Source organism: Synechocystis sp. PCC 7339 (genome assembly GCF_019924095.1).
Lineage (GTDB): Bacteria > Cyanobacteriota > Cyanobacteriia > Cyanobacteriales > Microcystaceae > Synechocystis.
In genome coordinates this window covers 1,130,423-1,156,501 of record NZ_CP063659.1, presented here as the reverse complement: position 1 = coordinate 1,156,501, position 26,079 = coordinate 1,130,423, and the positions used below count along the sequence as shown (strand labels likewise).

At 48.7% G+C, this 26,079-nt stretch carries 20 protein-coding genes; 12 read left to right on the top strand and 8 right to left on the bottom strand.

The window, feature by feature from the left end; all coding sequences use genetic code 11:
* Window positions 1-4: 4 nt before the first annotated feature.
* Both IQE94_RS05315 and IQE94_RS05310 read left to right on the top strand, forming a co-directional pair.
* Window positions 5-2,590 (top strand): tetratricopeptide repeat protein, encoded by a 2,586-nt coding sequence (locus tag IQE94_RS05315; protein WP_223342848.1) that lies wholly within the window; start codon window positions 5-7, stop codon window positions 2,588-2,590.
* A gap of 25 nt (window positions 2,591-2,615) precedes the next feature.
* Window positions 2,616-3,002: a hypothetical protein gene (locus IQE94_RS05310; RefSeq protein ID WP_223342847.1), complete on the top strand. Its 387-nt coding sequence runs from the start codon at window positions 2,616-2,618 to the stop codon at window positions 3,000-3,002.
* Between the two features lie 63 nt (window positions 3,003-3,065).
* Here IQE94_RS05310 and IQE94_RS05305 read toward each other — a convergent pair whose 3' ends face one another.
* Together IQE94_RS05305 and IQE94_RS05300 are read right to left on the bottom strand one after the other, a co-directional pair.
* A complete protein-coding gene (locus IQE94_RS05305) occupies window positions 3,066-3,890 on the bottom strand; it encodes a TlyA family RNA methyltransferase (protein ID WP_223342846.1) in 825 nt (274 codons plus the stop codon).
* Entirely contained in the window at window positions 3,890-4,750 is an 861-nt protein-coding gene (locus tag IQE94_RS05300) for a branched-chain amino acid ABC transporter permease (protein WP_223342845.1), read from the bottom strand. The genes IQE94_RS05305 and IQE94_RS05300 overlap by 1 nt, the downstream gene beginning before the upstream one ends.
* Window positions 4,751-5,194: 444 nt before the next feature.
* Here IQE94_RS05300 and IQE94_RS05295 point away from each other — a divergent pair, with 444 nt between their 5' ends.
* Window positions 5,195-7,105 carry an ABC-F family ATP-binding cassette domain-containing protein gene (locus tag IQE94_RS05295; RefSeq protein WP_223342844.1) on the top strand — a complete coding sequence of 637 codons (1,911 nt, stop codon included), beginning with the start codon at window positions 5,195-5,197 and terminating at the stop codon, window positions 7,103-7,105.
* Window positions 7,106-7,118: 13 nt separating this feature from the next.
* Here the strand turns inward: IQE94_RS05295 and IQE94_RS05290 are convergent, their stop codons facing one another.
* On the bottom strand, window positions 7,119-8,792 hold the full coding sequence (locus IQE94_RS05290; RefSeq protein ID WP_223342843.1) for a glycosyltransferase family 4 protein: 1,674 nt from the start codon (window positions 8,790-8,792) through the stop codon (window positions 7,119-7,121).
* A gap of 693 nt (window positions 8,793-9,485) precedes the next feature.
* On the opposite strand from IQE94_RS05290, the gene IQE94_RS05285 reads away from it, so the two are divergent.
* The gene (locus tag IQE94_RS05285) at window positions 9,486-10,034 is read left to right on the top strand and encodes a hypothetical protein (RefSeq protein ID WP_223342842.1); all 549 of its coding nucleotides are present in this window, start codon (window positions 9,486-9,488) and stop codon (window positions 10,032-10,034) included.
* Here IQE94_RS05285 and IQE94_RS05280 read toward each other — a convergent pair.
* From IQE94_RS05280 to IQE94_RS05270, 3 genes are all read right to left on the bottom strand, one after another.
* Complete coding sequence (locus IQE94_RS05280) at window positions 9,931-13,974, bottom strand: hypothetical protein (RefSeq protein WP_223342841.1); 4,044 nt, start codon at window positions 13,972-13,974, stop codon at window positions 9,931-9,933. The genes IQE94_RS05285 and IQE94_RS05280 overlap by 104 nt on opposite strands.
* Window positions 13,975-14,496: 522 nt before the next feature.
* Window positions 14,497-15,231, bottom strand: a complete 735-nt coding sequence (locus tag IQE94_RS05275) for an FkbM family methyltransferase (protein WP_212716645.1) — start codon at window positions 15,229-15,231, stop codon at window positions 14,497-14,499.
* 242 nt (window positions 15,232-15,473) lie between these two features.
* Window positions 15,474-16,697, bottom strand: coding sequence for a hypothetical protein (locus tag IQE94_RS05270; protein ID WP_223342840.1), 1,224 nt, complete (start codon window positions 16,695-16,697; stop codon window positions 15,474-15,476).
* Window positions 16,698-17,043: 346 nt separating this feature from the next.
* On the opposite strand from IQE94_RS05270, the gene IQE94_RS05265 reads away from it, so the two are divergent.
* The 3 genes from IQE94_RS05265 to IQE94_RS05255 all read left to right on the top strand — a co-directional run bounded on the left by IQE94_RS05265 (window position 17,044) and on the right by IQE94_RS05255 (window position 18,526).
* Complete coding sequence (locus IQE94_RS05265) at window positions 17,044-17,529, top strand: allophycocyanin alpha chain (RefSeq protein WP_028948242.1); 486 nt, start codon at window positions 17,044-17,046, stop codon at window positions 17,527-17,529.
* Between the two features lie 95 nt (window positions 17,530-17,624).
* A complete protein-coding gene (gene apcB / locus IQE94_RS05260) occupies window positions 17,625-18,110 on the top strand; it encodes an allophycocyanin subunit beta (RefSeq protein ID WP_010872504.1) in 486 nt (161 codons plus the stop codon).
* A gap of 212 nt (window positions 18,111-18,322) precedes the next feature.
* Window positions 18,323-18,526: a phycobilisome linker polypeptide gene (locus IQE94_RS05255; RefSeq protein ID WP_010872505.1), complete on the top strand. Its 204-nt coding sequence runs from the start codon at window positions 18,323-18,325 to the stop codon at window positions 18,524-18,526.
* A 76-nt stretch (window positions 18,527-18,602) separates the two neighbouring features.
* Here IQE94_RS05255 and prmA read toward each other — a convergent pair whose 3' ends face one another.
* Window positions 18,603-19,505 (bottom strand): 50S ribosomal protein L11 methyltransferase, encoded by a 903-nt coding sequence (prmA, locus tag IQE94_RS05250; RefSeq protein WP_212716644.1) that lies wholly within the window; start codon window positions 19,503-19,505, stop codon window positions 18,603-18,605.
* Window positions 19,506-19,597: 92 nt separating this feature from the next.
* Window positions 19,598-21,262 (bottom strand): phosphoglycerate dehydrogenase, encoded by a 1,665-nt coding sequence (gene serA, locus IQE94_RS05245; protein WP_212716643.1) that lies wholly within the window; start codon window positions 21,260-21,262, stop codon window positions 19,598-19,600.
* Window positions 21,263-21,520: 258 nt separating this feature from the next.
* Between serA and IQE94_RS05240 the strand changes: the two genes are divergently transcribed.
* The 5 genes from IQE94_RS05240 (at window position 21,521) to phaB (ending at window position 26,022) form a co-directional block, all read left to right on the top strand.
* On the top strand, window positions 21,521-22,243 hold the full coding sequence (locus tag IQE94_RS05240) for a DUF3120 domain-containing protein (protein WP_212716642.1): 723 nt from the start codon (window positions 21,521-21,523) through the stop codon (window positions 22,241-22,243).
* Between the two features lie 21 nt (window positions 22,244-22,264).
* Window positions 22,265-23,278: an adenylate/guanylate cyclase domain-containing protein gene (locus IQE94_RS05235; RefSeq protein WP_223342839.1), complete on the top strand. Its 1,014-nt coding sequence runs from the start codon at window positions 22,265-22,267 to the stop codon at window positions 23,276-23,278.
* A gap of 40 nt (window positions 23,279-23,318) precedes the next feature.
* Window positions 23,319-23,783 carry a glutathione peroxidase gene (locus IQE94_RS05230; protein WP_194014285.1) on the top strand — a complete coding sequence of 155 codons (465 nt, stop codon included), beginning with the start codon at window positions 23,319-23,321 and terminating at the stop codon, window positions 23,781-23,783.
* A 242-nt stretch (window positions 23,784-24,025) separates the two neighbouring features.
* Window positions 24,026-25,216: an acetyl-CoA acetyltransferase PhaA gene (gene phaA, locus IQE94_RS05225; protein ID WP_223342838.1), complete on the top strand. Its 1,191-nt coding sequence runs from the start codon at window positions 24,026-24,028 to the stop codon at window positions 25,214-25,216.
* Window positions 25,217-25,299: 83 nt separating this feature from the next.
* Entirely contained in the window at window positions 25,300-26,022 is a 723-nt protein-coding gene (gene phaB / locus IQE94_RS05220; RefSeq protein ID WP_212716639.1) for an acetoacetyl-CoA reductase PhaB, read from the top strand.
* Window positions 26,023-26,079: the final 57 nt, after the last annotated feature.

The window sequence follows — 26,079 nt, the reverse complement described above, 5'->3', positions numbered from 1 at the left end:
TTTTATGGCCAATGACAATGCCAAACATATTGACAAGTCAAATCAACGAAAACTACATCGTTATTCTTCCAATTTAGTAAAGAAGGGATTAGATTTAGCTGGAAGCTTGAAAAGCAATGCCAATACACCTGAAGCGTGGAGACTAAAGGGCAATGATATTTTTCGGAGTGGCGATTTAAATGAAGCTTTAATTTGTTATGAAAAAGCTTTAGAGTTAGACGACAATTACTCATTGGCATGGAATAATCGTGGTAGCGTACTCGGTGGATTGCAAAGATATCAAGAAGCTGTACACTCATTTGAGATGGCAACTATCACTGATCCTCAAAATGATCTTGCGTGGCAAAATATGGCCAAAGTACTGGGAAGTAAATTCAAGAATTATAAACAAGCTATTCAATGCTTTGATAAAGTTATTGAGATTAATAGCAGAAATGAAGAGGCTTGGTTTCTAAGAGGAGCTGATTTAGAAAAATTGGAGAGATATGAAGAGGCAATTGAAAACTATAAACAAGCAATCAATATTAATCCAAATTATCTTGGAGCTTGGGTTGTATTAGGGAATTTATTGAATAAAATGGAAGAATATGAAGATGCTCTCTTTTGCTATAATTCAATTTTAAAAATAGACAAATTGCATATAGAACAAAATAAGGTTTTCTCTGAAAACTATAAGGAGGAAGTAATTTGGATGCTTAAAGGAGAAGTTTTAGAAAGCCTAGAGCGTACTGAAGATGCACTTGCTAGCTATCAAAAAGCTCTTCAATTTGTCCCAAATGAACATGAAAGCCTACTTTGGTATCAAGCTGGTAGTCAGTTATTTAAACTAGAGCGTTATCAAGAGGCTATTTATCATTTTGATAAAGCTCTAAGTGTTGATTCAAGTGATTCTAAAGCTTGGTATGCAAAAGCTCAAATTTTTTTCAAGTTTGAAATGTATGAGGAGGCAATTGACTGTTATGAAAGATGTCTTTTACATAATCCTAAAAACATTAGTGCCTGGAACAACAAAGGTTATACTTTAGAAAAATTGGGACGTTATCTAGAAGCCCTTGACAGTTATCAAAAAGTTTTTGAAATTGATCCTGACTTATTAAGAGATCAGCCTGGATACGAGTTAGCTCTTGATAATGCTACCCGCCTGTTAAATTTTTTGAATAGCCTGGTAGAATTATCCACTATCAATTTAGCTAAAAAAAGCTGGGAAACTGCTGGAACTTTAGAATATTTTAGAAATAAATATTTAACGCTTAATCTTCCAGAAGCTTATGGCGTAGCAGATTTAGAAATTAGCCACAATGGTCAATTCATGGCAGCAATAGATACTAGAGGTGTTATTGGAATCTGGGATTTAACAGAAAATCATCAAGTAACTGAAATAAACTTTTTTGTCGGAGAGAAACTAATAGATATAGTTAAGTATCCAAATTACCATTTTATACAAGACAACTTTTATTACTCATTCAAGAAGAAATTTAACTATATTCAAGAAGAATTATTAGAAAGGATTATTGATTCAGGAAAACTCTCTGATGACATAATAGATTTAATAGGTTATCAATGCTATCGAATTAAAATTAGCTCAGATTCAAAATACCTATTTGCCATTAACGGCTTTTATATCATCACATTGGAATTACAATCAGGAAAACAAGTATCTTTAATTGAGCGCAAATATAATGATATTGCCATTGATCCCGTGAGAAAAGTTGCTGTTATCCCTTCAATACGCGGTATTGAGGTTTGGAATCTTACTACAGGAGTATTAGATGAATCTTTTTATATTAATTCAGCATATCTTTGCTATACAAATGCGATGAAAATCAGTGAAAATGGCAACTACATAGCCTGTAATCTAAATACCTTTAAAGGTGACTATTTTTCACAATCGTTGAAGGCTATATCTGGAGAATTTGAACTAGGTTTACTCTTAGCAACTGACAAGAAAGCAAAAGCAAATGTTATGAAGTTGTCTGCAGGAAATGACATTCAAGAAATTTTGAAAATAATAGAAAATAAAGAAAATATTTGCATTTGGAATCTAAACTCAAAAGAAATTATTTTAACAAAGCCAAATAATATCAATTTTTCAATGGGTCGCCGTACATCGATTGGTATCAATGAGGAATACGGAATTCTTCTAAATTGCTTTTCTGGCAACAATTACCTAACCGTTATTGAAGCTATTGATATTAGCTCTCGACGAAGAATTTATACAATAGAAATATCAGCACCGTCAGTCAATTTTAATATCAAAACTTTCGATGAGTTTATCTTTGTTTTTGATAATAATAAAATTACTTCAACTGACGGATTATACATTTACGATATAAAAAACGGTAGTTTACTAAAGAAAGTAGATAGCAAGACAGATATTTTTAGTAACTATGTAATAGATACAGAAAATAATGTAATAATATTTGGTTGTGCCAATTCAAGCATTCAAATTTGGAATTATTTAACTGGAGATATTTTAGAATTACCGTTTGCCCATGAGAAGTTTGTTTCTGGTATTTCTCGCATTGCATCAAATCAAATTTTTGCGAGTACAGGTGATGATAAGCTTATTAAAATTTGGAGATGCAAATAGCTTAGTATCACAACTTTAAAAAACTATGAATATTCAGGAAATTCAAACTATTGCCAACCAACTCACCTTAACGCTTGATTCACCCCAATCCGTGAAATTACAAGTCAAGCAAATTAATCTTGCCCAAAAGCAACTACGAGCTATTAAAAAAGAAGTCAATGCTCAAATTGGGCAAATTAATCAAGAAGCAAGCCAAGCCTATTCAGACAGTGTTGTTTCCGTTGGTTTAGATTTGTTTGGTAAAAATAAATGGGCAGGCCGAGTCCGTGCAGAAACTAGGCGCATGATCGAACGCAATAAAAAAGATGCTAGTCAGCCTTATATGGAATTAAAAGATTATATTGATCAGTTGATTTTAGAGGGAGATAAGCTCAAGTTAAGAGCTGAACAATACTTATTAAGTGGGGAGTAAACTTGCTGGTGAATCAGCTATTTTTCATGATTATCTTTATTCCAATGTACACAAAATCCAAATTCAATCCTTGAAAGAATTCAACGCTTTTTGGGTAATTTCTCCTAACTGAGCCAACGTTGGGACAGAGGAATTGACAGCAGACTGACTGAGCCAGAGTAAGTATTCCACATTGCCTGCTGGCCCCGTGATGGGGGAAAAAGTTAAACCATTAAACTGCCATCCCAAAGGCTGGGCCGATCGCCACACTTGGTCAATGGCGTCTGCCTGGGCTTGGGCATCCCGCACCACTCCCTTTTTGCCAATTTTTTCCCTGCCCACTTCAAATTGGGGTTTGACTAATAACACCACTTCCCTAGGGGGAGCTAACAATGACCAGAGGGGTTCCAGCACCTTGGTAAGGGAAATAAAAGACAAATCCATCACCCCTAAGTCAGGCCAGGGTTCATCCCCATACAAATCCTGGGGCGTGAGGTAACGAAAATTAGCCCGCTCCCGCAAAATTACCCGTTCATCCTGGCGCAATTTCCAAGCCACCTGGCCGTAACCCACATCAACGCCATACACCTTAACCGCCCCTCTTTGCAGTAGGCAGTCCGTAAAGCCACCAGTGGAAATGCCTCCATCGAGACAAATGCGACCGGTCACATCAATGGCAAATTCCGTTAGAGCTTTGGCTAACTTTTCCCCTCCCCGGGAAACGTAGGGAGGCCTTTGGGCTAATTCCACTTCCGCATCAAGGGTTACTAGGGTGCCCGGTTTATCCACCAATTGTTGATTAACTTTCACTTCCCCCGCCCGGATTAACCGCTGGGCCAGGGCCCGGGATTCACACAAGCCCTTTTCCACCAGGAGAGCATCTAACCTTTGTTTTCCCAGTCTGGCCATTATTGAGTGCCTTTAAACAAACCTTGGGGCCGGATAAACAAAATGATGATCATCAATAGCAACGCCACCCCCATTTTGTAGCTGGTACCAAACCAAGGCACGCTCACTTCCTGGGCCACGCCAATGATTAGTCCTCCGGCGATCGCCCCGTAGGGATTACCAATGCCCCCCAGAATCACCGAGGCAAACATGGGCAAAATCAAAAACCACCCCATATTTGGTTTCAGGGTGGTCATTAGGCCATACATGGAGCCCCCCAGGGCCGTTAACACTGCGGTCATTACCCAGGTCCACATCACTACCCATTCCACATTGATACCGGATACTTTCGCCAGATCCACATTGTCCGCCACGGCCCGCATGGCCTTACCCACTTTGGTCTTTTGCAAAATCAGATGCAACACCACCATAGCGGCGATCGCCAGGGCAATGACCAGCAAACGGTAATACTCAAATTTAATGCCCATAAAATCCTGGGCGGGGACAATGGGCACGCGGTAATTTTGGTTATTGCCGCCCCAGATCAAGAGGATGCCGTTACGGAGAAATAGGGCTAGACCAATGGAAATAATGATCAACGTCGTTGCCGTAGCCCGCCGGGCCCGCATGGGCTCCCAGAGTAACCATTCACCGATAAACATGGCGAAGATGGTACCGACGCAACCCAGGGCCATGGATAGCCACAAATTAATGCCGCTGGTGTTGGCCCACCAAGTTAAATAGGCGGCCAAAGTCATAAAATCGCCATGGGCAAAGTTAGACAGGCGTAAAATGCCATAGGTTAGGGTCAACCCCACTGCCCCCAGGGCAATGATGCTACCCACCGCAATACCATTAAAAATTAACTGTGATAGATCCATGCCTTCCTAAGGTGAGACCAAGGGCGATGTTGCCGTAAGCTACCCTACTTTAGGGGATTTTTGCTCATTTTTGTGATCCCAATCCGCCCCTTTTAGGGAGGCAACAACACAACCTATAGGGATGCCTAAGAGCCTGTTGGGAAAGTTGGGTTTTGGCTGTTTAATCCCCCCTAGCCCCCTTTAGGAAGGGGGGAACTGTCACAAAAGTCCCCCTTTTTAAGCCGAAGCTTTAGTGAGGGGATTTAGGGGGATAAATACCTAGCCTTGCATTTTTCAAACACTTTCTAAACAGGTGACTAAACAATGGGTCGCCGTTTTTAATTCTAGTCAGCGCCCATCATGGTGGATGACCGGGGGGTAAACTCAGTTTTTCGATAAAATGGGGGCCAGACAAAGGCTTGTAATTTGCCAGTCTGCTCAATTTTTCCTGGTAAATTTCCCCGTATGGCTCTCATCACTGTCCAATCCCTCCGTAAAGATTTCGGCATCAAGGAAATTCTGCGGGACGCTACTTTCAACATTGAACCAGGCGATCGGGTGGGATTAATTGGGGTCAACGGCTCTGGTAAATCCACTTTGCTGAAAATGATTGCAGGGTTGGAACCTTTTGATGGCGGGGAATATTGGTGCAACAGCAGTGCCAAGGTGGTTTATTTGCCTCAACAACCGGAAATGGAAGGCGATCGCACCGTGCTGGAACAGGTATTTGTGGACAGCGGGGAACAGTGGCAATTGGTCAAACAATATGAACTGCTGTCGGATAAGTTGGCCCACCAGGGCAGTGACGAACAATTGCTCAATCAACTGTCAGCCCTATCAGCTCAAATGGAAACCTCTGGGGCCTGGGAGTTGGAAACCCAAGCGAAAATTGTTCTGACCCAATTGGGGGTAGACCACCTCGATGCTAAAATTGCCGATCTCTCTGGGGGTTACCGCAAACGGGTGGCGATCGCCGCCGCATTACTGTCCCAGCCAGATGTGTTGCTGATGGACGAGCCCACTAACCATTTGGATGCTTTTTCGGTGGAATGGCTACAAAGTTACCTGCAACGGTTCCGGGGAGCATTGTTGCTGATTACCCACGACCGCTATTTTTTGGACCGGGTAACGAACCGCATTTTGGAAATTGATCAAGGAGAACTGTATAGCTACAACGGTAACTATGGTTATTATCTGACCAAAAAGGCGGAAGCAGAGGAATCGGAACAGAGCAGTCAGAAAAAACACCGGGGAGTGTTGCGGCGGGAATTGGAATGGTTAAAAAGAGGGCCCAAAGCCCGGAGCACTAAGCAAAAAGCCCGCATTGACCGCATTCAGGATATGCAGGAAACCAGCTTTAAAACAGGCCCAGGCAAGGTAGATATTAGCACCGCCGGACGACGCATTGGCAAAAAGGTGGTGGAACTGGAAAATATCAGCAAAGGCTTTAGTGATCGCCAATTGATTAAGGATTTTTCCTATATTTTTACCCCCGTGGATCGGGTCGGTATTGTGGGCAAAAATGGCGTGGGTAAATCCACTTTAATGAACATGATCACCGGCAGATTAGAGCCAGATCAGGGCACAGTGGACATTGGCAGTACCATTCATTTTGGCTATTTTGATCAACATTCCGATGATCTGAGTTTGAATCCCAACCAACGGGTAATTGATTACCTCAAAAGTGTGGCAGAATTGGTCAAAACCACCGACGGCGAAGTAATTACCGCTGGTCAAATGTTAGAACGGTTTCTGTTTCCCCCCAACCAACAATTTGCCCCCATTGCCAAATTATCTGGGGGAGAAAAGCGCCGTTTATTTTTGCTCCGGGTGTTGATGCGGGCCCCCAACGTTTTAATTTTGGACGAACCCACCAACGACTTGGATGTGCAAACCCTGGCGGTGCTGGAAGATTACCTCGAAGACTTTAACGGTTGCGTCATTGTGGTTTCCCATGATCGCTATTTTCTGGACCGGACAGTGGAAACAATTTTTGCCTTTGAGGAAGAAGGAGAACTACGGCAATATCCCGGCAATTATAGTTTGTATTTAGAATATAAAAAAGCAGAACAGGTTAGAGCAAACCAAGAAGAAACCGAATCGAAAAAATCCCAACCTCCGACTTCTAACTCCACCACCGTTAAGCAAGATAATGGCTCGAAAAAACTTTCCTATAAAGAAAAACGAGAATATGAACAACTAGAACAACAAATCCCCCAGTTAGAGGCGGAAAAAGCCCAACTGGAAGCCCAACTTTACCAGAATCCCAATGGCGACTTTACTGAGTTGCAAAACCTGACGGAACGCTTAGCTAACCTAATTGAAAGTATTGATCAAAAAACGGAGCGTTGGTTAAGTTTAGCTGAGAGAATTTAACTGGCTATTTTACCTAATCCCTTAGTATTAATTCAGATTTAATCAAGCCATATTTCAGTAGCCAACTGATGGCCTTTTCTAGGGTAGCCATTGGCACAGACACAAATGATTGTAATTCTTCCAGAGACAAAGGCTGGGATTTATTGAAATTTTGCACAATTTGGTCAACCAATGCCATAGGTGGCAACACATAGCTAGCGAATTTAACACTTTCTAATTGGCCAATTGTCTCTATTTCTGCCAACGTTACATTTTCCCTGAGGGCAAATTGTAGATTACCCATGGTATTGGTTGGGTAGTTGGTGAATAACTTATAAGGGTCGATCATTGCTCCTCCTCGGGGTAACTGGCGATCGCCGCTGACCTGTCGACGCTTCTCGGTCAGATGGTGCCACAATTCCTGGTAACGACCATAAATACAAGACCAATCAAAAACCGTTTGGGCCTGTTTTTTCGCTGCTGTCCCCATGCGCTGCCGTAGTTCCGGTTGACGTAAAAGCTGGTGAAAAGCTAGAGCCGCCGCCTCAATATCGACCGCAACAGTCTGACTGACATGACCAATGTAAAAATCGTAGGAATCAATATCTAACAGATGACGTAGTGCAAAATCATCACCCCCATCAGAGGGCATGGTTGTGGGAATTCTAAAGCCATCGATCCCATCCCGTATCGTATCTTTGTAGCCATCCCAGTCACTAACTACAGAGGGGAGACCTGCGGCCATCGCCTCAATGGGCGTTAAACCAAAGCTTTCTTGAATATTGTCCGATAGCGATGTAAAGATATCCGCCGCCGCCCAGGCATCTCGACGCTGTGACGGTTGGCGACCATCTAGCACAATTGAGCCTATATTAGGTGCACCCAACTGACGGGCTTGATCATAACTACGGGCCACCGGCTCATTTGGGAACCAACCACATTCGATCAAGGTAACGGATTTTTCCGCTGCCGCCCGTTCTAAAGCCAGATACAAAGGTAAGGGATGGGCTTTAGCATGGAAGACTAATCGACCCACAAATAATACCACCACATCCTCTGGTGCAATTCCCAGACGGGCACGGGCAGTCTGCTTTTCCGCCGTTGTAAACTGAAAATCTTGGCAATGTACCCCCAGGGGAATGACTGGAAATTGAGGCATTTCACAAAAACGTGCCCCCAAACGAACCCGTAGATACTCAGCTTGTTCTGCAATGATGGTTTCTAAACTAGCTTTTACAGCTTTAGACGTACAAATAATCGCATCCCAGCCGTGAACCGGAGCAATTAACAAATCTCGGATTGACTGCATTGCCCCGGCGGATGAAATTGTATGGGTGATGCCACACAAACTATAGGACTGCTCTTGACCACTACCCAAACGTCGCTGGGCTTCATTGAGCAGACCTGGCCCTGGCAGATAAAGTATTGATGCATTCCCCAACTTTTCCGGCTGATGACGAGGTAGCCACTGCACAAGGCGATCGCCGTTGGTCGGATCATGTCTTAAAACATCAGCCTTAAAAGCGCCAAAACTTCCTGCATCTCGACAATAGCCAAATATTGGATTACTAGGGGGAGTTCCCTGGATTACGGCCCGCAAAAACGCTTCACCTGCGGAGTGGCGTCCCATCAACCTGGAACCGCTAGTACGATAACCCTCTGACTCGTAGAAGATGGCCGGAGACAGGGCAGTATTGCTTGTTGGCATCAATCTAAAAACTCAATTTGCCACCATCTTAGTCTGAGTTGTTCCCTAATCGCTTTTCGGCTTAATCCCTAATGACATCTAGCTAGGACAGTGGGCAACTCCTTTATCGGTGAAGGAGATCGAGGGGATTAATTGAAATTGTTTTTAACCAGCATACTGATTAGGCTATGGGCAATTTTATCCACTGTCTGGTACAAATCAGTATCATTTGTGTTGTTATGCTTCCTGAATGGGTCTCAATGAATGAAGTCAAGCTTAAATTAAGACCTTATTAACTATTTTTCGTCAGACTGTGTAGGTTAATTGGAGGAAAACCACGGAAAGTTTCTAAGGGCAAAGGTTTCAGGAAGTGTACTTTATAAAAAGTCAATCTCATATTTCTTGAGTTATGAAAAGCCTAAAATGTTTTCACAGCAAGACCTTTAATATTCCAACCAGCTTCCGAGAGTCATAAAAGAGGGCTAGATTACCGATACTAGGATGAGCTGATGCTAATCATTGCCGTCAACGCGAAAGATAAATAAGATTAATGACAATTTTTGGCGCCGTGGCTTGCAACGCCCGCTGAATTGACTATAATCGCATAGTCACACTCCGTAAATAAGAATTTTTTAGTGAAACTTTCTCTGATTCTTTAAGTTTCTTCCCCTTAATCGTCAAATCGCTATTCAATCTAATCCTGGTGAGGAGTTTATGGCCAATCCCTTCGACGTCGCTCTGACCAATCTTAATAGTCTTTACAGCGGCATCCCTGACGTCCCCGTTCTGCAGACGTACAACTCTCTTAATCCCTACGACATCTCTTTAACTAATCTTAACAATCTTAGCAACTTTATTATTGAGCCGGCCCTACTCCCCGAGGCGGCCGGTACCTACGGCACCACACTTGGTCAACTTGCTTTTGGGCTGGCAGGTGGAATTCTGACGGGGGCGCTAGCTGCCGAGCTATCTGCTCAGTTGGGCATTGAAATCAACAACGAAGCTCTCATAACCAAGTTTATTTCCTTCTGGACACCAGGGTCCGACTACGCCTTTGGCCAGGATTCTATTGAATTTATTCAAGGTCGCGAAGGCTTTGACACCATTATCGGTTACGATCCCGGACTCAATAGTGCGCTCACCCCGGTACAAATTGACTTTACCTTTGCCGGCCCTCCCTTGGGTAACCCCCTAGCTTCCGTAAACGAGCCAGCCCGCTACGTCTTGGGGGATTGGCGCAAGCCCTACCAGAGAAGTCACTGACATTAACGCGGGTGTTGCCAGTTTTGCTAGCTGTAACCTGGTCAAGGAGAAGTTCAAGAACATCGTCATCCCCGGCTAGGAAAGGATCGCCGATGGTAACGTTGACATCATCACCAAAGAAGTAGTTCTGAACCGTGATGGTTTCCAGGGTGCTCTGGAGATCAACCAGAGAGAAATCGCCATTAACACTACCGCTGGCTTTCAGGTTCTTCACGTCTGTGACGGTAACACCACCAGGATTGTTGGCGAAGATATTCAAGTCATCCTGGAGCAAGGTGACGTTGAGGTCTTCTACCCCTTTCATCTGCAGTTGAACCAGGTTACTGCCAAAGGTACTTGCCACCCAAGTAACAGTGAGGCTGGTATCTTCACCAATACCGGTTAGCTTATCGCCGGTGTTTAAAGTATTTGCAGTGAGACCGCCGATCGACAACTCAGGAGCAGCGATGAAAGTGGTGGCGGAAACAATGTCATTACCAACGGTAAGGTTGACGGTACTGCCATCGCCGGGGCCATCCAGAATAGCCAGGTCGCCCAGGTCAAACAATGCACCGGCGGCGGAACCAGAGATGGTAACAACAACGCTGAATCCTTCAGTCAACTCAGCAATGCCATCCAGGAAGGGAGAGTAATCAACGGATGCCGAAAGCTCACCAGCAGGAATAATGACCGTAATGGGATTGAACTGACCACCAATAAAGTCATTAGTGTTGGACTCGTCAGTACCAGTGTCGGGGGCAGTGGGATCGCCTGGGGTAAGGAAGAAGGTGACTGTTGTGTCCGTTGCCTGGGCTTCACTCAAGGTAACCAGAATTTCGGTTACAGAACCTTCGTTGACCTGGGGACGAGAAGCAGTGATATCAACGGTGGTGAAGGTGTAGTCCAACTCGTTGAGGGCGCCCTGAACAATCAACAACTGGGCATCGGAGATGATACCGAGGGAACCAGGAGTGTTGGTTAAACTGTAATCCGTAGCACCATCAACCACGGGATTGCCAATGGCAGCAGTCAAGGCTTCCAGGCTATCAGCGATGCTGTAGGGACCGCCGAAACCAGGGATATCGGCGAGAGTCTCCGCTTCAGCAACGGTAACTCCCACACCGGGATCGGACAGACTAACACTAGTGGCATCGATTACCGCAGCAGAGCTAGCAGCGGCCAGAATATTCGCAGATGTATCGAGAATGTGGTAGGGACCAACGAAGTTGCCTAAACCTTGCAGAACTTCAGCATCGGCAACGGTAATACCAACACCGGGGTCAGACAGGGTGACGCTATCGGCATCGAGTACCGCACCAGTGGTGGCGGCGGCCAAGATGGCAGCAGAAGTATCTTCGATGTTGTAAGGACCAACAAAGTTACCCAAGCCCTGGAGGGTTTCGGCACCATCAACGGTTACGGGCACACCAGGGTCAGACAGGGTGACGCTATCGGCATCGAGTACCGCACCGGTGGTGGCAGCAGCCAAAATAGCGGCAGAAGTATCTTCGATGTTGTAGGGACCAACAAAGTTACCCAAGCCCTGGAGGGTTTCGGCACCATCAACGGTTACGGGTACACCAGGGTCAGACAGGGTGACGCTATCGGCATCGAGTACCGCACCGGTGGTGGCGGCGGCCAAAATAGCGGCGGAAGTATCTTCGATGTTGTAGGGGCCAGCGAAGGTGGGTAAGCCTTGGAGAATTTCAGCCTCAGCAACGGTTACGGGCACACCGGGGTCGGACAGTTCCACGCTGGTAGCATCAAGAACGGCAGGGGTAGTAGCCGCCGCAAGAATGTTGGCAGAAGTGTCTTCGATGTGGTAGGGCCCTTCAAAGTTGCCCAGCCCTTGGAGAGTTTGGGCACCGGCAACGCTTACGGGTACACCAGGATTGGAAAGGATAACGCTCTCAGCATTAAGAACTGCAGCAGAGGTTGCATTCCCCAAGATGGCAGCAGAGGTATCTTCAATGTTGTAAAGACCACCAAAGTTACCGAGATCTTGGAGGGTTTTGGCATCGGCAACGGTTATGGCCACACCGGGGTCAGACAGGGTCACACTGGTGGCATCCAGTACCGCGGGAGAAGTAGCTGCCGCCAAAATATTGGCAGAGGTGTCTTCAATGGCATAGGGTCCTTCAAAGTTACCTAAACCTTGAAGAACTTCCGCATCGGCAACGGTTACGGGAACTGAAGAGTTGGATAGGACAACGCTGTCGGCACCGAGAACCGCGGGAGAGGTAGCCGCCGCCAAAATATTGGCAGAGGTATCGAGGATGTTGTAAGCACCTACGAAGTTACCCAAACCTTGGAGGATTTCAGCATCCGCAACAGTTATACCAACACCAGGATTGGAGAGGACAACGGCATCGGCACCAAGAACTGCGGGAGAGGTAGCCGCCGCCAAAATATTGGCAGAGGTATCAAGGATGCTGTAGGGCCCTACAAAGTTGCCCAAACCGAGCAGAATATCGGAACCGGCAACGGTTACAAAAGCAAAGGAATCATCTAGGCTGACGGTTTCAGCACCAAGAACTGCGGGAGAGGTGGCCGCCGCAATAATGTTGGGGGACGTGTCCTGGATGTTGTAGGGGCCGGCGAAGTTCCCCAAACCTTGGAGGGTTTCGGCACCGGCAACGGTTACGGGAGTTGAAGGATTAGAAAGAGCAACGCTGTCGGCAGCAAGCACCGCAGGGGAGCTTTCCGCCGCCAAAATGTTGGCAGAGGTGTCAGAAATATTGTAAGGACCGACAAAGTTGCCCAAACCTTGGAGAGTTTCCGCTCCAGCCACGGTTACGCCGGCTAGGGGGTCGGACAAACTGACACTATCGGCACCAAGGACTGCAGGGGAACTAGCAGCACCCAAGATAGCGGCGGAGGTGTCCTCAATGTTGTAGGGACCCTCAAAGTTACCCAAACCTTGGAGAGTTTGAGCACCGGCAACGGTTACAGGTACACCGGGGTCGGTGAGAGATACACTGGTGGCACCGGCAGCAACCGCCGTGTTGGCGAGGATAGCGGCGGAAGTATCTTCAATGGCGTAGATACCATCAAAATTAGCTAACGCAGTTAGATCATCAGCGGTGGCAACATCGACAAAGGGATCTGTGATACCAACACTGGCGGCACCGGATACGGCAACACCACTACCAAGGACGTCGGTGGCGGAATCAAGAATGTCCCAGGTAACACCGGGAGCCAAAGAATCGGCGGTGGCAAGCAGAATTTCCGCATTGTCCACAGTCAAAGGAGCCGCGGGGGATTGGTTGGCAATGACGGTGGTGGCATCAACCACAACAGAGTCAGCGGTGCCAGCAATTAAGTTATCGGCACTGTCGCTAATGGTGTAGAGAGGGGGCAGATTAGGTGTCGCCTGAGCTTGAGCAATGGTAAAGACGTTTACGCCCGCAGCCAGTTCAATGATTTGAGCCTCTGCAATCAACACACTCCCAGGAGTTTCGTCAACTCCAGCAATAACTGTGCTCGCATCGACAGACTGGTCGGGGGTGAAAGTATTGACGCCAACACTGGAAAACGTTTCAGCAAAGAGGAGAGACGTATCAGTTTTGTTGATCAAAGCATCCAACCGGTTGGTCAGACCCGCAGCAGCAGAAGCATGATTGAGCGCGCTGGGGAAAACTAAATAGTTGTCGGGAGCCAATGACAACCAGTTAATCCAATAGTCAAGTTCCTCTGTGGGGACCAGGGAAGTGTCGTTAATGTCAATGTTGTAGAGATTGGCAAAAACTTGAGCAATGTATTGACGCTTATTCGCAGTTTGGGGCGCTTGGAAGAAGGGATACTTCACTTTCGCATCAGCGCTGTTAGCAAACAGGGCAACTGCTTCGTCGTAGGTGATATTTGCCCCATCTGTAGCCCACCAGTTCAGATCGCTGGTAGATACACCCTTGCCGGTGTACATGATCTGCAGAGCCGCAATTATGTTAGGACTTAGTGCCATAGGACTTCTTAAAACTCCTCAGTTTTTACGGTAAAAAATATACAAAACAGGGTTCATCTATGTGTGTCTAGGAGTTGCTTAGGGTAATCATAGCAAGAATCGCCTTGCTGTCAAGACCAGAAGCATGGTGCCACCAATAGATGATTATTCGCGCTTTTTCAACATCGTCTACTCGGCGAATAGTAGAACTTTTTCTAGTCAACCAGGGACGGCGAACCCATGGGGCTCTCCATAAGAATTGTCTAGAATTGCTACTCCAGGCAAATTATAGCCTACGAATAAGGAAATGCAGAGATATTTTGCCAGCCAGCGCCTGAAAATCCAGAATGGCTAGATAGGCGGGCAGCGAATTCACTGCTGTTAATCATGATTAATTCCCTTTCGTTGCCCCTACTCACTAAAAGCTATGATTAAAAAGGGGAGAAGATGTACGAATTGGACAGAAAATTTTTCATTACAGTTCCCTTGGTGGGTAATTAACCTCCCTTGGAGTCCGTTTTGAGGAGGAAAGGGGAAAGAAAGCTAGTAGTACCAATCTGGGGTTAGGCCGGCTGCTGTGTTGATGAAAATGCAATCTAAAGTAGTCAATTCCCCCTGGGGACCACGGTAGGGCTCGGAAACATCCCAAAGGCGAAAATTGAGTGGCAGTAACCAATGGGCAATTTCCGTTAACAGGGGGGTTTCAGGGCCGTAACCCCGATAGAGCCAGCACTCTATAAATAAAACGTCAACTTTAGTTAATGTCTGGGCCGCTCCCCGGAGAATGGACAACTCATTACCTTGGGTGTCGATTTTAATCACCTGGGGTTGGGGCAAACCAAGCTTGATTAAAGCCGAATCCAGGGTAAGTATGGGTACTGACACCCCTATGGTGGTGGGGCTCCCCTCTCCCATGGACAAAGTGGTGCTACTGGCCGGGTCGTCAAAAACGTTAACTGTTATGGTGCCATCCCGATCGCCGAGGGCATATTTACATAGATGGAAAGAAGGGTAAACCCGCAATGTTTCCGCCATCAGACCTTGATAATCCGGCACATGGTCCACCAAGGGCTCGAATAAATAGAAGTCAGCCTCCGTTGCCACCTGCTTCATATAGTAGGACCAACCACTGTTGGAAGCGCCCACATCGAAAATCACCTGGGGATGGTAGCCCAAGTTGGCCAAGCGGCGGAATACCTGACGGTCTAGCTGGAGCACCTGCCCATCCAGATCGTCAAGCATTGTTTGGTATGGGGGAGAAATACTGGGGGAAGACATTACTCAAATTTAGGGCAAGGGAGCCCGTCGGCCCAGGGCCCCATAGAAATTGGCACTATCTCCCCATTCTGGATAATCCTAAAAGCTATAGGCCCAGGCTATCCAGCGAGTGAACTACCCACGCTGAATCAAAGACTACAGCGTAGGTTTTCTATCCAACAGCCTGCGAAGTAGTAGAAGACTTGCCCCCTTTACTACCTTGTCTTACAGCTAGACAATAGGCAGAACCGCCGGTTCCCGAGTTAATTATTCTGAGCAGTTTGGGTTTGTTGGGAACCCCAATCCACCAGTTTGACAATGACGTCCTGGGGGGAACGGCCCCGGAAGCGGGGAGCATTGCCATCAAATTCGAGTTTTTGCCCCTTTTGCAGAAAATAGGGACGAGCTAAAGCAATCTGGATACTATCCAAAATGGTGTTGTCGGTGGCGTCCTCCACTTGGAAGGTCAAACGGCGCACCTCAAGGGTTTCTTGGCCAGCATTACAGAGCACACCAACGGAATTGATCAAATCACCGCCCCTTTCGTTAACTGCCAACTTGAGCACCGCTAGGTTACGGATTTCGCCGTAGCCAATGCCATCCCCTTCGGGACCCCTGAGGGGAACGGTGCGGGTAGTGTTACTGTTCCGAGTGGTGGTGGTAACAGTGCCTCCCATTTCTTGGGCCATGGCTCCTAAAATTTGGGCGAATCCCTGGCCAAAAGCCTCCATGGCCGCTTCAGCATCCAATGCAGATCCTTCCATAGTGGGAGAACTGGGGGGCGTGAGGGGCGGTAAAGCGGGGGCCCCCACATCCCTGGTGACAGAATCTCCGTACTGTTCTAGCACCACATTGGGCGTGGCTCCAAAGGGATTGATGGCTTTGACCCTAACCCGGCCACCGGAAAGGCGATCGCCGACGGTCACGTTACGGGCGACGGGCTCCCCAGGAGCTTGGACAATGGCATAGGGACGACTACCGATCTCAATAACACCCGAAACCACCACTGCCCTAGCGTCGTTGGGGAACAGGGGTGGAGGGGTGGTCGAAGATGGGGATATATTAACAGTGCCCGGAGTGCTGGGAGTGACAGAAGGGGCGGTAGTCGTAGTTGTGGTGGTGAAAGAACCGCCGTTAGTTTTATCCTGCTTGGCCCCATTGGCCTCCCCTGGTTTGGGTGGATCAAGCTGACAGACAGATTCCCGAATTTTTGCTTCCACAGGAATTAACTCGAACGGATTTTCCCTGCCGGGCTGGATTTCCCTGAGACGTTGATCTGGCAATACAGGGGGAATCAATCCCAGGGCGGCCATGTCCACTGGGGGTAAGGGGCGAACGGCGGCTAGGGGCACTGTCGGGGAGGCTGTTTCTTGATTTTCTAGAGAAACATCAGTTTCACCGCCACCACCACCGGGGAGAAATCCACATCCGCCGCTGAAAATCAGCAGAGAGCCAGTTACAAGAGAGAATAGGGGTCGCTTCTTCATTATTGGAATCGCTGCAACACAGCCGAAAATACGAAGGGAGGCGGAGGAGTGGAAGTCAAAATTCGGGAAAGTTTGGATTTAACCATCACTTTCCCCTCTAATCTTACAGCCTCCCCCTAAAATGCCAAGGGATTAGGGCAAATTCAAGGGGCGATCGTCAAGAAATATTACAAACTGTTACGGGGACAGTGTAATCAGGAACGCAATGCCTGAGAATAGTTTGGGCAGGTTGCTCGCTGGAATCCGCTGGTTAACGGCTTTGTCCAGTTCGTGACTATGTCTCGGTTGATAAAATCAGCTTAAAGCCTTTTTTTAACGTTTTAAATCTTTACGGAGGAATCCATCCATGAGTATCGTCACGAAATCAATCGTGAATGCTGATGCAGAAGCCCGCTACCTGAGCCCGGGTGAACTGGATCGTATTAAAGCTTTCGTTACCGGCGGTGCCGCCCGTCTTCGCATTGCTGAAACCCTGACCGGTTCCCGCGAAACCATCGTTAAACAAGCTGGCGATCGCCTTTTCCAAAAACGTCCTGACATCGTTTCCCCCGGTGGCAATGCCTACGGTGAAGAAATGACCGCCACCTGCCTGCGGGACATGGACTATTACCTCCGTCTCGTCACCTACGGTGTGGTTTCCGGTGACGTTACCCCCATCGAAGAAATCGGTCTAGTGGGCGTACGGGAAATGTATCGTTCCCTCGGCACTCCCATTGAAGCCGTTGCTCAAAGTGTCCGGGAAATGAAAGAGGTTGCTTCTGGTTTGATGTCCTCCGACGACGCCGCCGAAGCCTCTGCCTACTTTGATTTCGTTATCGGTGCCATGAGCTAGGTCTTTGCACCTGAGCTTATTGAAGTGTTGAGCCCTAATTATTCAACCCTTTTAGCAATTTTTCCCATTGAGTAAGATTTAAGGAAACCAAAACTATGCAAGACGCAATTACGGCTGTAATCAACTCTGCTGACGTTCAAGGTAAGTACCTCGACGGTGCCGCCATGGACAAACTGAAAAGCTACTTCGCCAGCGGTGAACTGCGGGTGCGGGCTGCCAGTGTAATCAGCGCCAACGCCGCCACCATCGTTAAAGAAGCTGTGGCTAAATCCCTGTTGTACTCTGATGTCACCCGTCCCGGTGGCAACATGTACACCACCCGTCGCTATGCGGCTTGTATCCGTGACTTGGACTACTACCTCCGCTATGCTACCTATGCCATGTTGGCTGGTGACGCTTCCATTCTCGATGAGCGCGTACTCAACGGTTTGAAAGAAACCTACAACTCCTTGGGTGTACCCATTTCCTCCACCGTTCAAGCTATCCAAGCCATCAAAGAAGTTACCGCTAGCCTGGTTGGTGCCGATGCTGGCAAAGAAATGGGCGTTTACCTCGACTACATCTGCTCTGGCTTGAGCTAGTCCTGGATTCCCGTGGGTAATGCTGCCTTAGTTGATTTGCAACCTAGCCAGTAGCCCCTCTGTTGGAACGGGAAGTCTAAAGTGAGTGCTGGGGCCGTTAAAGCCACCACCGGGATAGCCGGGGTTTTAGCTGACCGGTATTGACTTCTGACTCCCGTTCTGTCGCATATGCCAACTTTTTAAGAGAAAACGTTTTAGGAGAGCCACACCCCATGCGGATGTTTAGAATTACGGCTTGTGTTCCTAGCCAAACCCGGATTCGGACACAACGGGAATTACAAAATACTTATTTTACGAAGTTGGTGCCCTACGATAATTGGTTTCGTGAGCAACAGCGCATCATGAAAATGGGCGGCAAAATTGTGAAGGTCGAATTAGCCACTGGCCGCCCCGGCACCAATGCTGGTCTGGCCTAGGTTCAAGACTAGTTGAATGGCAATTTTATGAATCAATTTCCTTGAGGTCAGCAATGGCCTCTTTTTTGTTTTTTGCTCAATCACTCTCTTCCCTTCTAGCTTGAAAGCAACACCATTCTTGCCGCTTCCAAATGGCGACCACCGTCCAACCGTTTTGCTCCAGTGCATCGGCGATCGCCTGACTTTGTTCCACCATAATGCCGCTGAGAATAGCCCAACCTTGGGGTTTGACCAGGGGGGTAAATTGGGGCAGTAAATCGATGATGACGTCCGCCAAAATATTGCAAATGATGCCATCCACCGGCTCAGCAATTAAATGCTCCAACTCCGGCACACTGCCCTCATTGATGACTAAATTATCGGGGTGAATTTGATTCAGATGACGATTATTCCGCGCCGACTCCACCGTGAGGGGGTCATTGTCCACGCCGTACACCTTGGCCGCCCCTAACAAAACCGCTCCAATGCCCAAAATGCCGGAACCACAACCAAGATCCGCCAGCACTTGATTTTTGCCTGGCTCCACCCGCATTTCCAAGGATTCCAAACAAAGCTGGGTGGTGGCATGGGTGCCAGTGCCAAAGGCCACGCCGGGGTCGAGGCGCAGAATTAGGCGATCGCCAGGGTCTAGGGGAGCAATCCAGGCCGGATAGATCATGAACCGATCGCCGACGGAGGTAGGTTGCCAATGCTCCTTCCAACTAATGGACCAATCCTCTTCGTCAATCAATTGCCAATGGAAGCGGGGTTTAGGAATCTGGAGTAAAAGGGCGTCCTGCTCACACCAAAGGGCTAGGGCGGCGAGGTCGAGGATTTCTGCCTTTTCCTGGGGTAAATAACCCCGAATGAGCAGGGAATGGGCTTTTTTTTCAGTGGAAGTGCCCACACAGCCAAACCTTTCCAGCCGCCAAAAAACAGTTTCTTCCAGGGAAGGATGGCAAAGTATTCTAATTTCCCACCAGCTATTAGCCACAGCCATTTATTCCTCCCTTATATACGCCAACAGGGAGGGATCAGCCTCCCTACATTGACTCCAACCTTTGGCGATCGGCCTCCACTCCATAGAGCGGATTAGAGCTTAACGGTATAGGCATCCCGAATACCAGCCACCTTGGTGATTTCCGATAGCAAGCCATCAGGGAGGGGATCGTCCAAGCTCAGGGCCATGATCGCATCCCCCCGGACAATTTTACGACCCACCTGCATGCTGGCGATGTTGACGTTAAAGCTACCCAGCAGGGAACCAATTTTACCAATGATGCCCGGCATATCCCGGTGCAGGGTGAACAACATATAGTTGTTGGGAGGCACGTTAATGGGGAATTCGTCCACGTCGGTGATGCGAATTTCGCCGTTGCTCAATAGGGCGCCGGTGGCAGAGTGTTCCCCCATGGTGCCGGTGGCTTTCAGATGCAAGGAGCCGGAATAGTCCCGCACTGAAGCATCTTTGGTTTCAATTACCCGGATGCCCCGTTCCTTAGCCTCGATCGCGGCATTGACATAGTTGACCCGTTCCCGGAGGGCTTGGGAGAGCAGACCTTTAATGGCCGCCACCACCAGGGGTTGACTGTTGGTATATTCCGCCAAATCCCCCTGTAAACAAACTGTCAGGCGATCGATCCGGCCACCGGCCAACTGACCCACTAAGGTGCCCAGGGTTTCCGCTAGCTTGAGATAGGGGCGTAATTTTTCCATTACATCGGGGGTGAGGCCAGGGATATTCACCGCTGAGCGGGCCGGTAAGCCCAACAACACATCCCGAATTTGTTCGGCCACATCCACCGCCACATTCACCTGGGCCTCTTCGGTGGAAGCTCCCAAATGGGGAGTCAAAATCACATTGCTAAATTCCCGCAGGCGGGATTCCCCTAGGGGTTCCTGGGCAAACACATCCAGGGCTGCCCCACCAATCTCGGCTGTTTCAATGGCCGTTACCAAAGCCTCTTCGTCAATGATGCCACCCCGGGAACAGTTGACAATGCGGGCGCTGGGCTTCATTTTAGCCAGGGTTTCAGCATTGATCAGATTGGCGGTTTCCGGCGTTTTGGGAATGTGCAGGGTAATAAAGTCCGCTTCGCTGAACAGCAGATCCAGGTCTACCAACGTACAACCGATTTGGTCGGCCCGTTCCTGGGAAATAAACGGGTCATAGGCCAGCAATTTCATGCCCATGGCCTTGGCCACGCCGGCTACGTGGGAACCAATTTTGCCTAGTCCCACGACCCCTAGGGTTTTTTTGTAAACTTCGGTGCCGATGAATTGTTTCCGTTCCCACTTGCTTTCCTTGACGGATTTATTGGCATCAGGAATATGGCGGGCCAGGGCCATCATCATGGCCAGAGCGTGTTCCGCTGCCGCAATGGTATTACCTTCAGGGGAATTAACCACCACAATGCCCTGGCGAGTGGCCGCGGGAACGTCAATATTATCCACACCAACCCCAGCCCGGCCAATAATTTTTAACTGGCTACCCGCCTGGATGATTTTCTCCGTCACCTTAGTGGCAGAGCGCAACATGATGGCATCGTACTCGGGGATGATGTCTATAATTTCTGCTTCCGATAGCCCAGTCTTTACGTCAACTTGGGCAACTTGTTTGAGAATATCAATGCCGACTTGGTCAATGGAGTCAGAAACTAAAACTTTAGCCATGGTGAATGATCGAAAAATTAATAGCGCTGGGGCCGGCGGGGACGGAAGGGGTAGAAAAAATCCCTGGAGCCAGGCTAGATTCACTAGATGCAGTTGGTATCCTGGGCCGATCTCCGTAGCCCATTCTAGCGGCTTGGGGGATAACCGTTAGCAATATTTCTGATTCCTAGGGGCTGAGTGAGCCAAACCCTGGGCAGTTTTCCCTAGAAAGCCTAGAAGTTTTTGGATATAATAAGCAAGATTAATTTAAAGTAACAAAACTTAAAATTATCCCTGCCTCTGTTCCCCCAGAGGGAAGCTTTTTTTAAAACTCCTTTTAGCCAACTTTACTCAACCCCTGTAGTGATTCCCCTTTTAACCACCGCCTTAGCCCAGCCAGGGCTTGATTTTCTGCGTCGCCTGCACCGTTGGCGCTCCAGCCTTGCCATTGATGCCACCACCACCGGCATGCAACTGATGGCGGGCTTTCTCGTTTCCGTGCCGGTGTTTATCCAAGCGCCTCTGGTGCGGCAATTTCCCTGGCTTTCCCTGGCATTGACTTTGCCCTGGGTGGCGATCGCCGTTTGGTTAATGAAACGACCCGATCAGGCCCTGTGGGGGGATTTACTGCTGGGCTTTAGCTGGAGTTGGTTGGCGGGGGCCATTTATTGGGGTTGGTTTCGTTGGGAACCCCTCTGGCATTTACCCATCGAGGCGATCGGTTTACCCTTTGCCCTCTGGGGACTGAAACGGGGCTGGGGCGTAATCGGCCATTTATTCTACCTAGGCTCTCTGACGGGAACGGCCGTCACCGACATTTACTTTTATCTCACCGGGTTGATGGACCATTGGCGCCAGGTGATGGTAGTGGACCCCCAATTGGCCCGGTTTGTTTTCCAAGCGGCTCTGGCTAAAATTCATACCCCCTGGGGGGCGGCCTGGGCTTGGCTATTATTGGCCCTATTGCTGGGGCTGGGCGGTTGGGCGTTGCAACGGCGCTCCCCTGGCTGGCAAGCCTTTGCGGGGGCAGTGTTGAGTACTATTGTTGTAGATGCCCTTTTCTGGCTTGGGGCTATGATGGCCTAAGTCAACTTTCGCCATTACTCCGTGGATAAGCCTGCCCCATCCGTTCATTTAGTAGTATATTTCTCCCATGGAGATGTGACTTTTCCTCTCCAGGGACGGAACTATTGGACTGTAGGCCGGAGCCAGGAAAATGATTTAGTAATCCGGGACAGTTGCATTTCTCGCAACCATGCGATTTTGCAGGCGACAGAGGAAGACACTTTTTTGTTAATTGATCTAGGTAGTCGCAATGGCACCTTTGTGAATGGTCGACGGGTAAGTGTGCCGATCGCCATTCAGGACAAAGACAAAATTACCTTTGGTAAAACGGAAGCGAAATTTTACTCTGACCAAAATGGTACGCCGTCGGGGCTGTTGCGGAATCCGGCGGAATGGGACACCCAGACCAATGTGCTCCATGAACGGCGGCTAATTACGGTGTTGGTGGCGGATATGCGCAACTTCACTGGCATGGCCCAGCAGGTGCAGGAGGAATTGCTATCCTTGCTGATTGGCAATTGGTTTCGCCAAGCCGGACACATTTTGCGGGAGGCCGGTAGCTGGGTAGATAAGTACATCGGCGATGCGGTGATGGCTATCTGGTTCCACGGTTACAACGAAGCGACCCCGGCGGAAATTATTCAAATTCTCCATGCTGTCAACCGCCTACAAGCCATGACGGCCCGGTTAAATCAGAAATACGATCTGCCTTTCCCCCTCCGCATTGGCACAGGAATAAACACTGGCTACGCCATGGTGGGTAACACCGGTAGTGGCGACCACCCTGACTACACGGCGATCGGTGATACGGTCAACGCTGCTTTTCGGTTAGAATCTGCCACTAAACAGGCCCATTTCGACTTGGCCATGAGCGAAAAAACCTTTAGCTATCTACAGGGATTACCCCAATGGACTGCAACTATTCAGCAGGACACCATTGAGTTGAAAGGCTACACCAAACCGATCGCCATTTACGGACTGCCCTTTGCCGCCCTCGGATCACTTTTGGATCAGACCTCGTTGGAAGATACTACCCCCGTATCGGAAGGGCCTTGATCGTCCATAATGGGAACCGTCGTAAGATTTCTTAACACCTATGCCATTACCCACTTCTCTGACCACCCTAGATGGAACGCCCCTGGCTCCGGAGGTAATTGATAATAAGGTTATTCTCTTTGTCAATGTTGCCAGCAAATGTGGTTTGACCCCTCAATACAGCGGCCTAGTGGCCCTAGATCAGGCCTATGGCGACCAAGGTTTGGTAATTATCGGTGTGCCCTGTAATCAGTTCGGTGCCCAGGAACCAGGCTCCCCAGAGGAAATCAAAGAGTTCACCAAAACCAAGTATGACGTGGACTTTACCTTGCTAGAAAAGCAGGATGTCAATGGCCCGAACCGTAGCCCCCTCTACCAGTTCCTCGTCGGCGATGGCGAAGACATTGGCTGGAACTTTGGCAAGTTTTTAATTGGTCGGGATGGGCAGGTGGTGGCCCGCTTTGACCCCCAAACTAAACCCGATGACTCTTCTTTAAAAGCTGCCATTGAAAAAGCTTTGGGCTAAGTTTTTGAGCGCACACATTCTCTGCCATTGAGCTTGCTGTAATTTTCACCCTGTGCCTCTGCACGGGGTATTTTGTTGGGGAAAATCCGATCCACATTGGCTTCGCATAGGCGATCGCCATGGAGCATTTGTTGTCATAGCTTGAAATTTGGGGTACACCGCTTTGGGAATTCACCTCCATAATTGAGCTGGAGGCGGGGTTAATGCCTGCCCAACCCAACCCATGGCATTGGAAAGCAATTATGCGTGATGTTTTTATTGTGGCCGCTCAACGAACTCCCCTGGGGCGTTTTGGTGGATCCCTGACCAATTTTTCGGCGGCGGACTTGGGGGGCCATGTAATGAAAAGCGTCCTAGCCCAGGCCGGAGTGGAGGGAAAGTACCTAGACCTGTACATTATGGGCAACGTGTTAAGGGCTGGCCATGGGCAACTGATTCCCCGTCAAGCGGCCCTGAAAGCGAAAATTCCCGATACGGTGGACGGTTATGCAGTGGATATGGTCTGCTCTTCCGCCATGATGAGTGTGATTAATGCCGCTTTGACCATCCGGGCCGGCGAAGGGGATTTAATTTTGGCTGGCGGGACGGAATCCATGTCCCAAACTGGTTTTTACCTCTCCCACCGGGCCCGCTGGGGCTACAAGTTTCTCATGGGAGCGCCGGAAAATTTAACCGATCTTCTCCTCCATGATGGTTTGACGGACAGCACCAACGGCGAGGGCATGGGGGAACAGACGGAAAAGTTAGCCGCAGACCATGGTTTCAGTCGGGCAGAGTTGGACGAAGTGGCCTGTTTGTCGCAACAAAGGGCGGCCCAGGCCACGGAATCTGGTTATTTTGAGGCAGAAATCGCCCCCATTGAAATCACCAGTCGCAAAGGTACCCAGGTGCTGAAGAGTGATGAAGGTATTCGCAGTGACACCACAGTGGAAAGCCTAGGCAAGTTGCGGTCAGCCTTTGCCAAGGACGGGGTACTAACAGCGGGTAACTGTAGCCAGATTACCGATGGGGCCGCGGCTTTGCTCCTGGCCAGTGGGGAAGCGGTGGAAAAATATCAGTTAAAACCCCTAGCGAAAATTTTAGGAGGCAGTTGGGCCGCCGGCACCCCCAGTCGTTTTCCCGAGTTGCCCATCATCGCTAGCAAAAAACTCTTGGCCAAGCTGGATAAGAACCTGGCTGATTTTGACTTGTTTGAAAACAATGAAGCCTTCTCCGTCAGCAATCTTTTATTTGAGCGGCAGTTGGGGGTGGACCGGGACAAGTTGAATGTTAACGGCGGGGCGATCGCCTTAGGCCATCCCATTGGGGCATCGGGGGCCCGGATCATGGTTACCCTACTCTACGCTCTACAACAACGGGACAAAACCATGGGGCTAGCGGCCCTTTGCCACGGTACTGGGGGCGGTACTGCCGTAGTCATTGAACGGGTTTAGGCATTGGTGGGCGATCAAATCGAATGTCGAGGCTTTGATTGATCAAGTTGAATTTGTTTCTATTAATTTTTTAAGGAGTCACCATGTTGAGTCTGGGTTTGGAAGACAAGGTAATTGTGGTCACCGGCGGTAATCGGGGCATCGGCGCGGCGATCGTCAAATTACTCCAGGAAATGGGGGCCAAGGTGGCTTTTACTGATTTAGCTACGGATGGCGGTAGCGCTGAAGCCCTGGGGGTGGTGGCCAACGTCACTGATTTAGAATCCATGACCGCGGCGGCGGCGGAAATCACCGATAAGCTGGGGCCCGTTTACGGCATAGTGGCCAATGCTGGTATCACCAAAGACAATTTTTTCCCAAAATTAACCCCCGCCGATTGGGATGCGGTGCTCAATGTCAACCTCAAGGGGGTGGCCTACAGCATCAAACCGTTCATTGAAGGCATGTACGAACGCAAAGCCGGTTCCGTTGTGGCCATTAGTTCCATTTCCGGGGAGCGGGGCAACGTTGGCCAAACTAACTATTCCGCCACTAAGGCCGGGGTAATTGGTATGATGAAATCCCTGGCTCGGGAAGGGGCACGCTACGGAGTGCGGGCCAATGCGGTGGCTCCCGGTTTCATTGACACCGAAATGACTTTGGCTATCCGGGAAGATATTCGAGAGAAAATCACCAAAGAAATCCCCTTCCGCCGTTTCGGTAAACCAGAAGAAATTGCCTGGGCGGTGGCCTTTTTGCTTTCCCCCGTGGCCAGTAGCTATGTCACTGGGGAAGTGTTACGGGTAAATGGGGCACACCACACCTGATTTTTACGGTATCGTGCGAATATCCTAATTTTCTCCTCCCTAATTTTGGGGAGCTTT

Coding starts and splice junctions, on each gene's coding strand:
- prmA (WP_212716644.1), bottom strand. CDS start 19,505: ATGGCTGTGGCTAATAGCTGGTGGGAAATTAGAATACTTTGCCATCCT.
- IQE94_RS05265 (WP_028948242.1), top strand. CDS start 17,044: ATGAGTATCGTCACGAAATCAATCGTGAATGCTGATGCAGAAGCCCGC.
- apcB (WP_010872504.1), top strand. CDS start 17,625: ATGCAAGACGCAATTACGGCTGTAATCAACTCTGCTGACGTTCAAGGT.
- IQE94_RS05255 (WP_010872505.1), top strand. CDS start 18,323: ATGCGGATGTTTAGAATTACGGCTTGTGTTCCTAGCCAAACCCGGATT.
- phaB (WP_212716639.1), top strand. CDS start 25,300: ATGTTGAGTCTGGGTTTGGAAGACAAGGTAATTGTGGTCACCGGCGGT.
- IQE94_RS05305 (WP_223342846.1), bottom strand. CDS start 3,890: ATGGCCAGACTGGGAAAACAAAGGTTAGATGCTCTCCTGGTGGAAAAG.
- IQE94_RS05295 (WP_223342844.1), top strand. CDS start 5,195: ATGGCTCTCATCACTGTCCAATCCCTCCGTAAAGATTTCGGCATCAAG.
- phaA (WP_223342838.1), top strand. CDS start 24,026: ATGCGTGATGTTTTTATTGTGGCCGCTCAACGAACTCCCCTGGGGCGT.
- IQE94_RS05315 (WP_223342848.1), top strand. CDS start 5: ATGGCCAATGACAATGCCAAACATATTGACAAGTCAAATCAACGAAAA.
- IQE94_RS05230 (WP_194014285.1), top strand. CDS start 23,319: ATGCCATTACCCACTTCTCTGACCACCCTAGATGGAACGCCCCTGGCT.
- IQE94_RS05280 (WP_223342841.1), bottom strand. CDS start 13,974: ATGGCACTAAGTCCTAACATAATTGCGGCTCTGCAGATCATGTACACC.
- IQE94_RS05290 (WP_223342843.1), bottom strand. CDS start 8,792: ATGCCAACAAGCAATACTGCCCTGTCTCCGGCCATCTTCTACGAGTCA.
- IQE94_RS05275 (WP_212716645.1), bottom strand. CDS start 15,231: ATGTCTTCCCCCAGTATTTCTCCCCCATACCAAACAATGCTTGACGAT.
- IQE94_RS05310 (WP_223342847.1), top strand. CDS start 2,616: ATGAATATTCAGGAAATTCAAACTATTGCCAACCAACTCACCTTAACG.
- IQE94_RS05300 (WP_223342845.1), bottom strand. CDS start 4,750: ATGGATCTATCACAGTTAATTTTTAATGGTATTGCGGTGGGTAGCATC.
- IQE94_RS05285 (WP_223342842.1), top strand. CDS start 9,486: ATGGCCAATCCCTTCGACGTCGCTCTGACCAATCTTAATAGTCTTTAC.
- IQE94_RS05270 (WP_223342840.1), bottom strand. CDS start 16,697: ATGAAGAAGCGACCCCTATTCTCTCTTGTAACTGGCTCTCTGCTGATT.